13 protein-coding genes are annotated in these 13,001 nt (G+C 55.3%); 7 read left to right on the top strand and 6 right to left on the bottom strand.

What is annotated here, in order from left to right; translation table 11 throughout:
• Window positions 1-48 precede the first annotated feature (48 nt).
• The gene (locus ACR0IO_RS06210; RefSeq protein ID WP_480740166.1) at window positions 49-474 is read right to left on the bottom strand and encodes a DUF6314 family protein; all 426 of its coding nucleotides are present in this window, start codon (window positions 472-474) and stop codon (window positions 49-51) included.
• Window positions 474-806 (bottom strand): hypothetical protein, encoded by a 333-nt coding sequence (locus ACR0IO_RS06205; protein WP_480740164.1) that lies wholly within the window; start codon window positions 804-806, stop codon window positions 474-476. Before ACR0IO_RS06205 ends, ACR0IO_RS06210 begins: the two co-directional genes overlap by 1 nt.
• Window positions 807-895: 89 nt before the next feature.
• On the opposite strand from ACR0IO_RS06205, the gene purB reads away from it, so the two are divergent.
• The 4 genes from purB to ACR0IO_RS06185 all read left to right on the top strand — a co-directional run bounded on the left by purB (window position 896) and on the right by ACR0IO_RS06185 (window position 5,337).
• Window positions 896-2,200 (top strand): adenylosuccinate lyase, encoded by a 1,305-nt coding sequence (purB, locus tag ACR0IO_RS06200; protein ID WP_480740163.1) that lies wholly within the window; start codon window positions 896-898, stop codon window positions 2,198-2,200.
• A 381-nt stretch (window positions 2,201-2,581) separates the two neighbouring features.
• Window positions 2,582-3,124, top strand: a complete 543-nt coding sequence (locus ACR0IO_RS06195) for a tetratricopeptide repeat protein (protein ID WP_170331018.1) — start codon at window positions 2,582-2,584, stop codon at window positions 3,122-3,124.
• A gap of 68 nt (window positions 3,125-3,192) precedes the next feature.
• On the top strand, window positions 3,193-4,296 hold the full coding sequence (locus ACR0IO_RS06190) for a flagellar motor switch protein FliG (protein WP_480740161.1): 1,104 nt from the start codon (window positions 3,193-3,195) through the stop codon (window positions 4,294-4,296).
• A 117-nt stretch (window positions 4,297-4,413) separates the two neighbouring features.
• Window positions 4,414-5,337 (top strand): lysophospholipid acyltransferase family protein, encoded by a 924-nt coding sequence (locus ACR0IO_RS06185; RefSeq protein WP_480740159.1) that lies wholly within the window; start codon window positions 4,414-4,416, stop codon window positions 5,335-5,337.
• On the opposite strand, the gene ACR0IO_RS06180 is transcribed toward ACR0IO_RS06185, so the two are convergent.
• A complete protein-coding gene (locus ACR0IO_RS06180) occupies window positions 5,338-6,039 on the bottom strand; it encodes a DUF1223 domain-containing protein (RefSeq protein WP_480740158.1) in 702 nt (233 codons plus the stop codon).
• 226 nt (window positions 6,040-6,265) lie between these two features.
• Here ACR0IO_RS06180 and acnA point away from each other — a divergent pair, with 226 nt between their 5' ends.
• The 3 genes from acnA (at window position 6,266) to ACR0IO_RS06165 (ending at window position 11,413) form a co-directional block, all read left to right on the top strand.
• Window positions 6,266-8,956 carry an aconitate hydratase AcnA gene (acnA, locus tag ACR0IO_RS06175; protein WP_480740156.1) on the top strand — a complete coding sequence of 897 codons (2,691 nt, stop codon included), beginning with the start codon at window positions 6,266-6,268 and terminating at the stop codon, window positions 8,954-8,956.
• Between the two features lie 137 nt (window positions 8,957-9,093).
• Window positions 9,094-9,795: an SDR family NAD(P)-dependent oxidoreductase gene (locus ACR0IO_RS06170; protein WP_480740155.1), complete on the top strand. Its 702-nt coding sequence runs from the start codon at window positions 9,094-9,096 to the stop codon at window positions 9,793-9,795.
• Window positions 9,796-9,910: 115 nt separating this feature from the next.
• Complete coding sequence (locus ACR0IO_RS06165; protein WP_480740153.1) at window positions 9,911-11,413, top strand: BCCT family transporter; 1,503 nt, start codon at window positions 9,911-9,913, stop codon at window positions 11,411-11,413.
• A 72-nt stretch (window positions 11,414-11,485) separates the two neighbouring features.
• Here ACR0IO_RS06165 and ACR0IO_RS06160 read toward each other — a convergent pair whose 3' ends face one another.
• From ACR0IO_RS06160 to ACR0IO_RS06150, 3 genes are read right to left on the bottom strand one after another with little or no spacing between them, the layout of a single operon-like run.
• Window positions 11,486-12,031, bottom strand: a complete 546-nt coding sequence (locus tag ACR0IO_RS06160; protein WP_480740152.1) for a DsbE family thiol:disulfide interchange protein — start codon at window positions 12,029-12,031, stop codon at window positions 11,486-11,488.
• Window positions 12,024-12,182, bottom strand: a complete 159-nt coding sequence (gene ccmD, locus ACR0IO_RS06155; RefSeq protein WP_155151176.1) for a heme exporter protein CcmD — start codon at window positions 12,180-12,182, stop codon at window positions 12,024-12,026. The genes ACR0IO_RS06160 and ccmD overlap by 8 nt, the downstream gene beginning before the upstream one ends.
• Window positions 12,179-12,952 carry a heme ABC transporter permease gene (locus ACR0IO_RS06150; protein ID WP_480740150.1) on the bottom strand — a complete coding sequence of 258 codons (774 nt, stop codon included), beginning with the start codon at window positions 12,950-12,952 and terminating at the stop codon, window positions 12,179-12,181. Before ACR0IO_RS06150 ends, ccmD begins: the two co-directional genes overlap by 4 nt.
• Window positions 12,953-13,001: the final 49 nt, after the last annotated feature.

Below are 13,001 nucleotides of genomic sequence, written 5' to 3'. Positions count from 1 at the left end.
ACAGAAATTCTGAAATAGGAATGCCTATTTAGAACAGCCACTGCAAGTTTATTTCGCTAGTGCAGCATATTCTGTCTTCATTTCGTAGGATTTTCGGGGGCCGGAAACTGTCCAGCGCGCAGCCCAACGCGGCCACTTCGAAAAGTCATACACAACGTCATAGCTGTCGGGTGGACAATCATGATGGTCTGTCGCTTCGACTTCGCCCAACTTTAGTCGATGAAAAAACCTGCCGTCTTCGAACTGAATGTCAATCACGTCACCCGCGTCCTGCCAGAGGTATTTCCGCGTTCCCTTGATCGCGGGCTGGCCCGGTATCCGCAGGGTAACGGCCTCTTGGTAGGTTAGCCCGGTCTCAGAAGTCGCTAGGCACGCTGTCCCGTCAGCCTGCAACACCTGACCTGCTTGGGCATCGTGTATCACGCGCGTTAACTGCCACTTACCTGCGAAATCAGTAATCTCGCGCGGTCCCATCAATTTTCATATGTCCCATCTGTCAGATCGCCACTCTCACCGACAAAGCGGATTGTATCTCCGCTCTGCTGGACCGTATAGCATGCCCACAGATCCGATGGCGGCCATAGAGAGCAATACTGATCATCGCGCACGGCCCAATGACCCGCGCTTGGCCGACCCGAGAAGTACTGGGTCAGCATTGTATCATCGAATGTCTGCCAGGCCCCATTAGTGTAAACCAGCTTTTGCCCCGTCAGTGCGGTCAGTATTTCATCGCCGGTAAGCTGCCGGAACTCATCTGCAGCCAGAACCCCAGGCCAGATCGCTAAAATCAGGGCAAACCGTCTCATATCAGCACTCGCGCCTTGTTCCCTCGCCTACTCAGGTTTAAACCCCGCGGCATCGCCTCCTGCCAAATCACAAAAAGGTGCAGCTGCCAATGATTCCACGTTATTCCCGCCCCGATATGGTTGCCATCTGGTCGCCCGAAACCAAGTTCCGCATCTGGTACGAAATCGAGGCGCACGCATGTGATGCAATGGCAGAACTGGGTGTAATCCCGCGCGAGAATGCCGAGGCCGTCTGGAAAGCCAAGGACGTGGAATTTGACGTTGCTCGCATCGACGAGATCGAAGCGGTCACCAAGCACGACGTAATCGCATTCCTGACCCACCTGGCCGAGCATGTTGGCAGCGACGAGGCCCGTTTCGTGCATCAGGGTATGACATCTTCGGACGTGCTGGACACCTGCCTCAACGTCCAACTGACCCGCGCCGCTGATCTGCTGATCACCGACCTCGAAGGTCTTCTGGCCGCTCTGAAGCGCCGCGCGATCGAGCACAAAGATACCGTCCGCATCGGTCGAAGCCACGGTATCCACGCCGAGCCCATCACCATGGGCCTGACCTTCGCGCGTTTCTACGCCGAAATGGACCGCAACCTGTCGCGCATGCGCGATGCCCGTGCTGAAATCGCAACCGGAGCGATCAGCGGTGCGGTCGGCACCTTCGCCAATATCGACCCGCGTGTCGAAGAACATGTCTGCGACCAGCTGGGCTTGGTCCCCGAACCGATCAGCACGCAGGTCATCCCGCGCGACCGTCACGCTGCATTCTTTGCCACGCTAGGCGTCATCGCCAGCAGCATAGAAAACATTGCCATCGAAATCCGCCACATGCAGCGGACTGAGGTGCTGGAGGGGGCGGAGTTCTTCTCGATGGGCCAAAAGGGCTCATCGGCCATGCCGCATAAGAAAAACCCGGTCCTGACCGAGAACCTGACCGGCCTGGCTCGCATGGTGCGCGCTGCCGTGATCCCCGCGATGGAAAACGTGGCGCTCTGGCATGAGCGCGATATCTCGCATTCCTCGGTCGAACGGATGATCGGGCCCGATGCCACGATCACGCTGGACTTTGCGCTCGCCCGTCTGACTGGGGTGATCGACAAGATGCTGATCTTCCCCGAGAACATGATCGAGAACATGAACAAGTTCCCCGGCCTGGTGATGAGCCAGCGGGTGCTGCTGGCCCTGACACAGGCTGGTGTCAGCCGCGAAGATGCCTATGCCATGGTTCAGCGAAACGCGTTGAAGGTTTGGGAACACCGCACCGATTTCAAAGAGGAACTGCTGGCTGACCCAGATGTCACCGCTGCTCTGAGTCCTGAAGAAATCGAAGAAAAATTCGACCTTGGGTATCACACCAAACACGTCGACACGATCTTCGCCCGCGTTTTCGGCGAGTAATCACGATATCTATTTCGTCAAACGGGGGCCCGAAGCGCTTAATGCGGTTCGGGCCCTCTTCTTTTGCCAGACAAGACAAAATCGGCTATCCTGATCCCGCATTTTCCAGATCGGGAGAACCGCAATGATCCGAACCCTTCTATGCTCAATAGCGCTTGTCTGCGCTTCCTCGGCAGCGATGGCATGCAACGCGCATTCCAAGAAAACTCAATCCTGTGCACCGGGCACATATTGGGACAGCGAGAGCCAAAGCTGCGCGAAATCCGTCAACAGCTGAGATTTTTCTTTCCTACTTGTGAATAAAAGCGAAACATCAATTGTTAGCTTTTTTACAGATCACACTATGCTTGTTGAGAGCAGCCTTTAGAACGGAGTAGGAATATGCGCCTTGTTTTAGCTTCAGCTATTGCGTTTCAAGCTTTTGCCTTTGCGCCAGCAGTTCACGCTGCGGGCGGAGATAGCAGCCCGCCAAAGCCAACCAGTACGACCAAGAAATGCTTGTTTGGTCGCGTCTATGACGAAGCGGCTGGGCGTTGCGTCAAACCGAACAAAACCAATTTCACCGACGACCAGCTTTATGATGCGGTTCGCGAATTGGCTTATGATGGCCAATACGAACATGCTCAGGATGTTCTGCGTGTCATGAGCGATCAGAACGATGATCGCGTTCTAACATATTGGGGTTTCACATACCGCAAAATGGGAGAACTCGAGCTGGCGAACGTCTTCTATGAGAAAGCAATCGACACGAACCCGGACAACATTCTGGCCCGCAGCTATATGGGTCAGGGATTTGTTGCCGAAGGCAAAACTGATCTTGCAATCCAGCAGTGGCGCGAAATCAAAGCGCGTGGTGGCGAAGGTACATGGGCCGAGGCATCATTGCGCGAGGCTATCCGGACAGGGCTGACATACAGCTACTGAACTTCAGGGTTTCTTTACCCGACTCTCCGTAATCTGCCTGTGGAACAAAATATTGGCACCACAGGCAGATGCAGGACACTACCGCACTCATACAAATGGCTCCGGGCGCTTCTGCACCAGTTGCAGACAGTGAGGAGACCCAGGCGAGGCTGATCCCCCGCGCGCTGAACGGCCGGGAAAAGGCAGCAGTCGTTGTTCGGCTTTTGCTGAACGAAGGGGCCGATCTCGCGCTGGAAGAACTCCCAGATGATTTGCAAGAAAGGCTGACCCATCAATTGGGACGCATGGGACTGGTTGATCGTGTGACGTTGGCTGCTGTTGCCGGGGAATTCGCAGATGCGCTGGACAGCGTCGGGCTGGCCTTCCCGCATGGCTTGGCTGGAGCATTGGATGCCGTCAACGGTAAGATCGCACCCGCTACGGCGGCCCGCCTTCGTAAGGTTGCAGGCGTCCGGCAAATTGGCGATCCGTGGCAGCGCCTGCGCGAAGTGCCGCCAGAAGACCTTGCCGGAATTGCTCAGGCAGAAAGTACCGAGGTCGCTGCCGTGATGTTGTCTAAACTGGACACCCCGAAGGCTGCGCAACTACTTGGTCAATTGCCCGGTCCTGTGGCGCGCAGGATCACCTATGCCGTTTCCAAGACAGCCAATGTAACTCCCGAAGCCGTAGAGCGGATTGGCTGGTCGCTGGCTGCCCAATTGGATCAACGCCCCACCCCCGCATTTCAGGACGGACCGGACGAACGTGTGGGGGCGATTCTGAACCAATCCGCCGCCGCTACGCGCGACGGCTTGCTTACAGCGCTGGACGAAGAGGATGAGGATTTCGCCAATGCCGTGCGGCAATCGATCTTTACCTTTGCGCATATTGCCAACCGGATCATGCCGCGAGACGTCCCCGTGGTTCTGCGAGGGATCGAGCAGCCGGTTCTGGTAACTGCTCTTGCGGGGGCCAGCGGCGAGGATGAAAATGCCTCGGTCGATTTTCTGCTCTCTAACATGTCGACCCGAATGGCCGACAACCTTCGTGAGGAAATTACTGAGCGTGGGAAGGTCAAACAAACCGAAGCTGAAGAGGCGATGGCAAACATCGTCGGTGTGATCCGCGCGCTAACGGATGAGGGTGCGATAACTCTGATTGAAAGTGAAGACGAAACAGAGGACGGGAACTGAACCCCAGCTTGGCAAGCATAGCGTGTTCATTGTGTTCTGGAATTGCGAATACTTGTTAACGGCGGATCGGGGCTGTATGTCTGGCCGCCTAGAACGAAATTCTTGCGAGTCCCCTGAATGCCTGTCGAAAAGTCGGAACTAAGCCGATTTGAGCTTGGACAATACTATGTGACAAACCTGTGCCTTAAGGGGATCATCGGTGCCATGAGGCTGCTGCCCTATGAGCGTCGCATATCGGCGATGGGTGCAATCATGCGCACTTTGGCACCAGTGGTTGGGTTTCGCACGCGTGTTCGACGCAATCTCAAACTGACTTGCCCGGATTTACCCGAGGAAGAGGTTAAACGTATTTGCAGGGCAGTTCCTGACAATGCTGGCCGGGCCATCATGGAACACTTCTCACCCGAAGGGTTCACTGATCGCCAGAAAAACGCAAAAATCTCAGGCCCAGGGATCGAAGCCTTTGACGCCGCAGTCGCCGACGGGCGCCCGGTCATGATGATCACGGCACATTTCGGTCACTACCTTGCTGCCCGTATCGCGCTCCAAGCACGAAGCCAGAAACCGATTGGCTGTCTGTATCGCCGCATGGCAAACCCCTATTTCAACGACATGTACGTGGATGCATTCCACAAGACCGGAAAGCCCATGTTCGAACAAGGCCGCCGGGGTATGGTTGAAATGGTTCGCACGCTCAAAAGCGGTGGCATCATTGCAATCGTTTCGGATCTGCACGCACAAGGCGGCGAAGAGCTCACGTTCTTCGGCAAACCGGCTGTGACTTCGGTGCTGAACGCTGAACTTGCCATGAAATACAAGGCGGTTCTGATCCCCTGCTATGCCGTGCGCCAGCCCAACGGTATCGATTTTGAGATCGTGCTGCATAATCCAGTGCCGCACACGGATCCCAAAACGATGACCCAGTTTACCAATGACGATCTAGAGACCATGGTACGCCAGCATATGGGTCAGTGGTTCTGGATCCATCGCCGCTGGAAAGCGTGGAATGGCTTGGGCGTTCAGCCCGAAGATATGCCCTGATTACTTGGCCCGCGTGGCCGCTACGATTGGTCCATGCCCCTCCCGCTGCACCAGAACAACGGCGGGTAGATCCGATGACAGGGTTGCCGAAAACTGCTGTGGCGTTACCCCATCCCATTGCCCTGCCGTAAGCCAGGTCTCGACCACATTCGCATAATCAAGCTCGTGCCCGGCCAACTCTCCGCGCCGGATCGAGGCGTGACGCATGGGGGAATACTGCACTATCCGGATCACATAGGTCTCCTCCGCAGGCAGTTCGACAGGCGTCACTTCCACAGTCACATCATTGCCCGAGCGTACGGCTTTAACTGATGCTTCTGGTGCTGCCTTCAGATGTGCATTGATTATTCGGTCCAGCTCTCGCGATTTGGCACCGACCACATCATGCTGACCATTAATCACCATTTGCGGCGTATAAATCATCGTCCGCCCACCTTCGCGCGCATAGGCACGCTGCCGCACTGTATGGGCCGGGTCGGCATATTCGTCTTTCCAGCCAATGTAGTCCCAGTAGTCCACATGCAAGGCCAGTCCGATAACATCATCTCTCTTGGCCAGATCATGCATGATCTTGTCTGCCGGTGGACAAGATGAACACCCCTGTGACGTGAACAGCTCGACCACGACCGGATCGCTTTCAGCAGCTACAGAAGCTGCAAAGAATATGGAAACAAGAGCTGTCGCGGCGGCGGATCTGAACATTTTATCGTCTCGGTACGTTTGGCTGCCTAACCGGTTTAAACGGTTAACACATCAACCTCCAATCAAGGTTTCTTGAAACGTTTTACACCAAAGCTCCGCCAAAATGTGTACAATAGTATACAAAAATGACGCATCTTGTTCGTAAGGCCTTGAACCGTGGCTAAACGTGATACAGATAGCCCTCAGCGAATCCCAAAATCTAAGTCATTTGAGAGGGAGGCCACAGATGCCCATCAAAGTTGGACAGGATACCGCCAAAACACGTCGCAGCCTGAGCGTGAACGGCAAGTCCATTTCCTATTATTCGATTCCCGCCGCTCAAGAAGCCGGTCTGGGCGATTTTTCAAAGCTCCCCGCCGCATTGAAAGTTGTGCTGGAAAACATGTTGCGATTCGAGGACGACGGTTTCTCTGTATCGGTTGATGATATCAAAGCCTTCGGTGAATGGGGTGCCAATGGTGGCAAGAACCCTCGTGAGATCGCATACCGCCCTGCCCGTGTGCTGATGCAGGACTTCACCGGTGTTCCTGCTGTGGTTGACCTTGCTGCGATGCGTGACGGGATTAAGGCGCTGGGTGGCGACGCACAAAAGATCAACCCACTGAATCCGGTCGATCTGGTCATCGACCATTCGGTTATGATCGACGAATTCGGCAACCCGCGCGCCTTCCAGATGAATGTGGACCGCGAGTATGAGCGGAACATGGAGCGATACCAGTTCCTGAAATGGGGCCAAAACGCGTTCAATAACTTCCGTGTTGTTCCACCCGGCACAGGAATCTGCCACCAGGTAAACCTTGAGTATCTGGCACAAACCGTCTGGACCGATACCGACCAGAGCGGCGAAGAAGTTGCTTACCCTGACACGCTGGTTGGAACCGACAGCCACACCACCATGGTCAACGGCATGGCTGTTCTGGGCTGGGGTGTCGGCGGGATCGAAGCCGAAGCCGCAATGCTGGGCCAGCCGATTTCGATGCTGATCCCCGAAGTTGTGGGCTTTGAACTGACCGGTGCAATGGTCGAAGGCACTACTGGCACCGATCTGGTGCTGAAGGTAGTGGAGATGCTGCGCGAAAAGGGTGTGGTCGGAAAATTCGTCGAGTTCTATGGCGAAGGTCTGGATCGGCTGCCACTGGCCGACCGTGCAACCATCGCAAACATGGCGCCGGAATACGGTGCGACCTGTGGCTTCTTCCCCATCGATGGTGAAACGCTGCGCTACATGCGAAACACGGGCCGCGAAGAAGACCGTATTGCACTGGTCGAAGCTTACGCCAAAGAGAACGGATTCTGGCGTGATGAGAGCTACGCTCCGATCTACACCGACACGCTGTCACTGGACATGGGCACCATCGTTCCCGCGATCTCGGGACCGAAACGCCCACAGGACTATGTCGCGCTGACCGACGCCAAGGCTGCTTTCCACAAAGAAATGGAAGAAACCTTCAAGCGTCCCATGGGCAAAGAAGTTGCGGTTAAGGGCGAAGACTACACAATGGAATCGGGCAAGGTGGTCATCGCCTCGATCACATCCTGTACCAACACTTCGAACCCCTATGTCATGATCGGTGCCGGTCTGGTTGCGCGTAAGGCCGCCGCTTTGGGCCTGAACCGCAAACCTTGGGTCAAAACCTCTCTGGCGCCGGGATCGCAGGTGGTTTCCGCCTATCTCGAGGCCGCTGGACTTCAAGATGATCTGGACAAGATCGGCTTCAACCTTGTCGGTTATGGGTGCACCACCTGTATCGGAAACTCCGGTCCCATTCAGGCCGAACTGTCTGATGCGATTGCCGAGGGTGATCTGGTCGCTACCTCCGTTCTGTCGGGCAACCGGAACTTCGAAGGTCGTATTTCTCCTGATGTGCGCGCCAACTATTTGGCTTCGCCGCCACTGGTTGTGGTCTATGCGCTGGCCGGTACGCTGGACATCGACCTGACATCAGAGCCGATTGGCACCGACAAAGACGGCAACGACGTCTACATGAAGGACATCTGGCCGGATCAGAAAGAGATCGCTGATCTGGTTCAGCAGACCGTCACGCGTGAAGCGTTCCAGTCGAAATATGCTGACGTGTTCAAAGGTGATGAAAAGTGGCGCGAAGTCGAAGTTCCACAACAGGAAACTTATGACTGGCCCCCAACATCGACCTATATTCAGAACCCGCCCTATTTTCAGGGCATGGGGCCTGAGCCGGGCACGATCTCAAACATCGACAACGCCAAGGTTCTGTTGATCCTGGGTGATATGGTCACAACCGACCACATCTCACCAGCTGGTTCTTTTGCGTCTACCAGCCCGGCCGGAAAGTACCTGCTGGATCGTCAGGTTCAGCCGCGCGAGTTCAACTCCTACGGTTCTCGTCGTGGCAACCATGAGGTAATGATGCGCGGCACCTTCGCGAACATCCGCATCAAGAACGAGATGCTGGATGGCGTAGAAGGCGGTTACACCAAGGGTCCGGATGGTGAGCAGACTTCGGTCTTTGATGCCTCAATGGCGCATCAGGAAAACGGTACCCCGCTGGTCGTCTTTGGCGGCGAACAGTACGGCGCAGGTTCCTCGCGCGACTGGGCAGCCAAGGGTACAGCTCTGCTTGGCGTCAAAGCCGTGATTGCCGAAAGCTTTGAGCGTATTCACCGCTCGAACCTGGTTGGCATGGGCGTCATCCCGTTCGAATTCACTGGCGGCGACACTCGGAAAACGCTTGGCCTAATAGGCAATGAGACAGTTTCGATCCATGGCCTGGATACGGTTGAACCCCTGCAGGAAGTGCCCTGCACAATCGTTTATGGTGACGGATCCGAAAAGACCATCACGCTCAAGTGCCGTATCGATACAGCACCCGAGATCGAGTACATCGAGAACGGTGGTGTTCTGCAATATGTGCTGCGCAATCTTGCCAAGGCTGACTAATAATATACCTGTGATCAGACGTAAAGAGCGCCTTTTAAGGCGCTCTTTTCATTTGAATTAACTGCACCGACCACATCAATCTATTCGGATGTTGTCTTCGGGTACATTTCCGGATTTGGTGGCGGTAGGAGGATCGCATGGAAAAAGTAGCATTGGTTACCGGCGGTGCCCGAGGCATTGGCCGCGCAATCGTCGAAGACCTGGGCACGGATCACTCAGTCGCCTTTACCTGGCTTACATCCAAGCCTGCCGCAGCACTGTGCGCCGACACCAACCTCGCGATTCAATCTGACCTGAGAGAGCCCGATCAGGCATCTGAGGTCATCCGGCAGGTCATTGAGCATTATGGTCGGTTAGACGTAATCGTAAACAACGCCGGTCTTGTCAGGAGCACGCCCAAAGATCAGTTTGAGCACGAAGATCACCGTGCAATTCTTGATCTCAACCTGCTTGCACCCGCCGCATTGCTTTCTGCGGCCTTGCCCCATTTGAAACCGGGTGCAGCGATCGTGAACATATCATCGATGAACGCTACACTGCCCCCTCGGGATGCGGCGACCTATGGCGCAAGCAAAGCGGCCCTTAACCTCTGGACCCGTGCCATGGCCAAGGAACTGGGACCAGAGGGCATCCGTGTGAACGCAGTGGCCCCGGGCGCGATCAACATACCCGAAGCGCCGCGTTCAGATGAACTGACTGCGATTTTTGTGAAAGACACCGCATTGGGGCGCGCAGGAACACCAGAAGATATCGCCAAAGCGGTTCGCTTTCTTGCGTCGGACAATGCGTCCTTCGTCACCGGTGAAGTACTGCCGGTAACCGGTGGATATCGGCTTTAGCAGCATCTGGTTACTGCCGAAACGCCAGAAAGCAACGGTCGCTGAAGCTAAGTTTTGGCAACGACCCCAAAAACATTGCAATCTTTCTATACCTCACAGATGGACAGGTTCGAGGATGGCTAAACCGAATGCGTTGCTGATTTGCTCTCTCTGTGTGATTGCTGTGGTGGGGATATGGGGCGTCATCGATATCGACGGTTTGGTCGATTGGGCAAGCGGCTTGGTTCAACAGACCTTTCACAGCCGGGGCTGGTTTGTAATGCTTGCCGCCTCAGGTATGCTCATCGGCTGTCTGTTTCTGGCATTTTCATCCTACGGAAACATCAAGTTGGGGCGGGATGATGAGGAACCTGAATTCTCGACTGCTTCTTGGGTCGCGATGCTCTTTTCGGCGGGTATGGGGGTCGGGTTACTGTTTTGGGCTGTAGCCGAACCCCTAACGCATTATCGCTTCATATCCGGTATGGCCCCGGACTTCATCGCGGCGCAACAGGCCATGCTGGCTACTAATTTCCATTGGGGCCTGCATGCCTGGGCAATCTACGGCTCAACCGCGTTGACCATTGCGTATTTCAGCTTTCGCAGAGGTACCGGAATGCTGGTCAGTGCCCCTATTCAAAGCCTCTTTCCCGGCGAGAGATGGGCTGTCATCGTCGGTTGGTGGTCGGACTTCATGGCGATCATAGCTATCGCTATTGGGGTTGGTGGTTCTATGGCGATGGGCGTTTTTCAGGTCGCTGATGGCGTCGCGGTCATGATGAACCGCGAGGTAGCGGGAACGCTGCTTATCGGCGCGGTCTTTATCGCGATGGTCGCAGCGTACGTTCCCGCGCTGATGATTGACCTGGGCCAGGGCATGTCACGTCTTTCGAACGCCGCTATGCTTATCGCTATTGCGTTGGTCGCCTATACAATCGTCCTCGGGCCTACCGAGTACTTGCTGAATACGGTTGTGCAGGGCTTTGGTGACTATGCAACAAACGTAATATCGCGGGGTTTCCAAACCTATACATTCTTTGGCGATGACGTCGCCAAATGGTTCAGCGACTGGACCCTCACCTATATGGTCTGGTGGATCGCGTGGGGTCCGTTCGTCGGCGTATTCGTAGCTCGCATTTCAAGAGGACGTACCATTCGCGAATTCGTAATCGGCGTACTGTTTGCTCCAACCCTGTTTTCAATACTCTGGTTTGGCGCATTCGGAGGTATCGGATTGTTCGAGGCGTTGAATGGCGCGGGTGAATTGCTGAACATGACTCAAACGAACATTGAACGTGTTACTTTTGGGCTGCTCGAACGTTTGCCGTTCCCAGTGCTGACCACTCTTGCAACGGTCCTGGCTGCGTTCTTGTTTATTGTCACAAGTGTCGTCAGTGCAGCATTCGTTTTGGGGACGTTTTCAACAGCAGGTGATGCCAACCCTCCGCCCAAAATACGCCTGATCTGGGGCGCGCTACTTGGATTGCTAAGCGTGGCAATGATCCTTTCAGGATCAGTGGACTCGGTAAAAGTCCTGATATCGCTGGGCGCCCTGCCCTTTGTCTTCATTTCAGTTCTGTTGATGGTCTGCCTGTTCCGTGGCCTTCGTGAGGAAGGAGATTCCAGTGCTGATCGGTGATTTAACAGACACGTTGATGAATCTGGTCACGTTCGCCTTTATCGGCGCGATGCTATGGATCTGGCTACGGCGCTAGTCAGATTCTCCGGCCGCTTTCTCAAGCGCGGGTCGGATCGTGCTTTCGATGACGCGCTGTGTGATCGGCCCTGCAAAGCGCAGGATAATCGTGCCTTCTCCGTCGATCACATAGGTCTCTGGCACACCGTACACGCCCCAATCCAGCCCCATGCGCCCGTTCTCGTCACGTCCGATAGCACGGTACGGATCACCTAATTCGTCCAGAAATGACTCGGCATTTCCGACTTTATCTTTGTAGTTGATGCCGTAGACGGGGATGCCCTCTTGCGACAAAGTCTCAAGGTTCGGATGCTCGGCGCGACATGGGGCGCACCAGGATGCCCAATAGTTGACCAGCTTGACTTCGCCATCCCGCAGGGTCGCGTCATCAAAGAATGGCTTCCCCGGGAATTCGGTCATCACAACAGGAGGAGCAGGCTGCCCTTCACGCGCGGATGGTAGTGAATCCGGGTCGTCACGGAACATTCCGACGCCTGCCAGCAAGGCAAACGCACCAAAAATCAGAGGCGGAGCAAGCATCAAAGGCGATATCTTAGCCATTCCTGGACATCCTTTGTTCGACCTTCTCCATCTCGGCCCTGACCTTGCGACCACGAAGGACGCTGAAAACCACCAGCGCGATCAACAGCAGGATCGATGCCGCGTAGGCAGACAACACGGTGTCGGCGTATTTGCCCAGATCTGGGATCATCCGTTTATCCTTTCACGCGCCAGCAACGCATTGATCCGGCGCGCCCGGATTTCAGTGCCTGTGCGATATAGAACCAGCGCAACAAACAGCAGCACAAACCCCACGATGCAAACCAGTAGAGGATAGAAATAGATATTGCTGACTTTTTCTTCTGTATCTGCGCCCGTTACTGCACCCGCCCGCATAACGGATGCCCCCTGATGCAACCCTTGGTTCCAGAAGTTCACAGCATAGCGGCTGAGGATCGCAAACACGGAGCCAACCAGACACAGGACCGAGGTCAGATCTGCAGCAGTATCAGGGTCTTCGATCGCTTCCCACAGGGCCACATAGCCCAGGTAGAACAGAAACAGGATCAGGAACGAGGTCAGGCGCGGATCCCATGCCCACCACGTGCCCCACATGGGTTGCCCCCAGATGGCACCCGTCGCAAGCGCGATCAAAGTCATGACGATGCCGATCGGAGCGGCCGCGCGTGCGGCCAGCGCACTGACGTGATGACGACGTACCAGCCAGACCAATGAGGCCGCCAGCATCATGAGCCAGCAATTGATGGCCATAAGGGCTGCAGGCACGTGTAGGTAGATGATCTTAACGGTCGATCCCTGCTTGTAATCGTCAGGGGTGAAGAAGAACCCCCAGATCAACCCGACAAAAAGGCATACAGCCGACGTGATCCAGAAAAACGGCAGGACACGCTCGCTGGTCGCGAGGAACTTTCGCGGGTTGGCGTATTCCCAAAGGGCGTTGGCTTTTGTTGCGATCGACATGTGCCTTATCTAGTCCGAGTCGGAGCGGTTCTCAATTGACATCAATCAA

Source organism: Ruegeria sp. CE12, from assembly GCF_056537525.1.
Note: the sequence above shows the minus strand (reverse complement) of the source record. Positions and strands in the feature narration are given on the sequence as shown.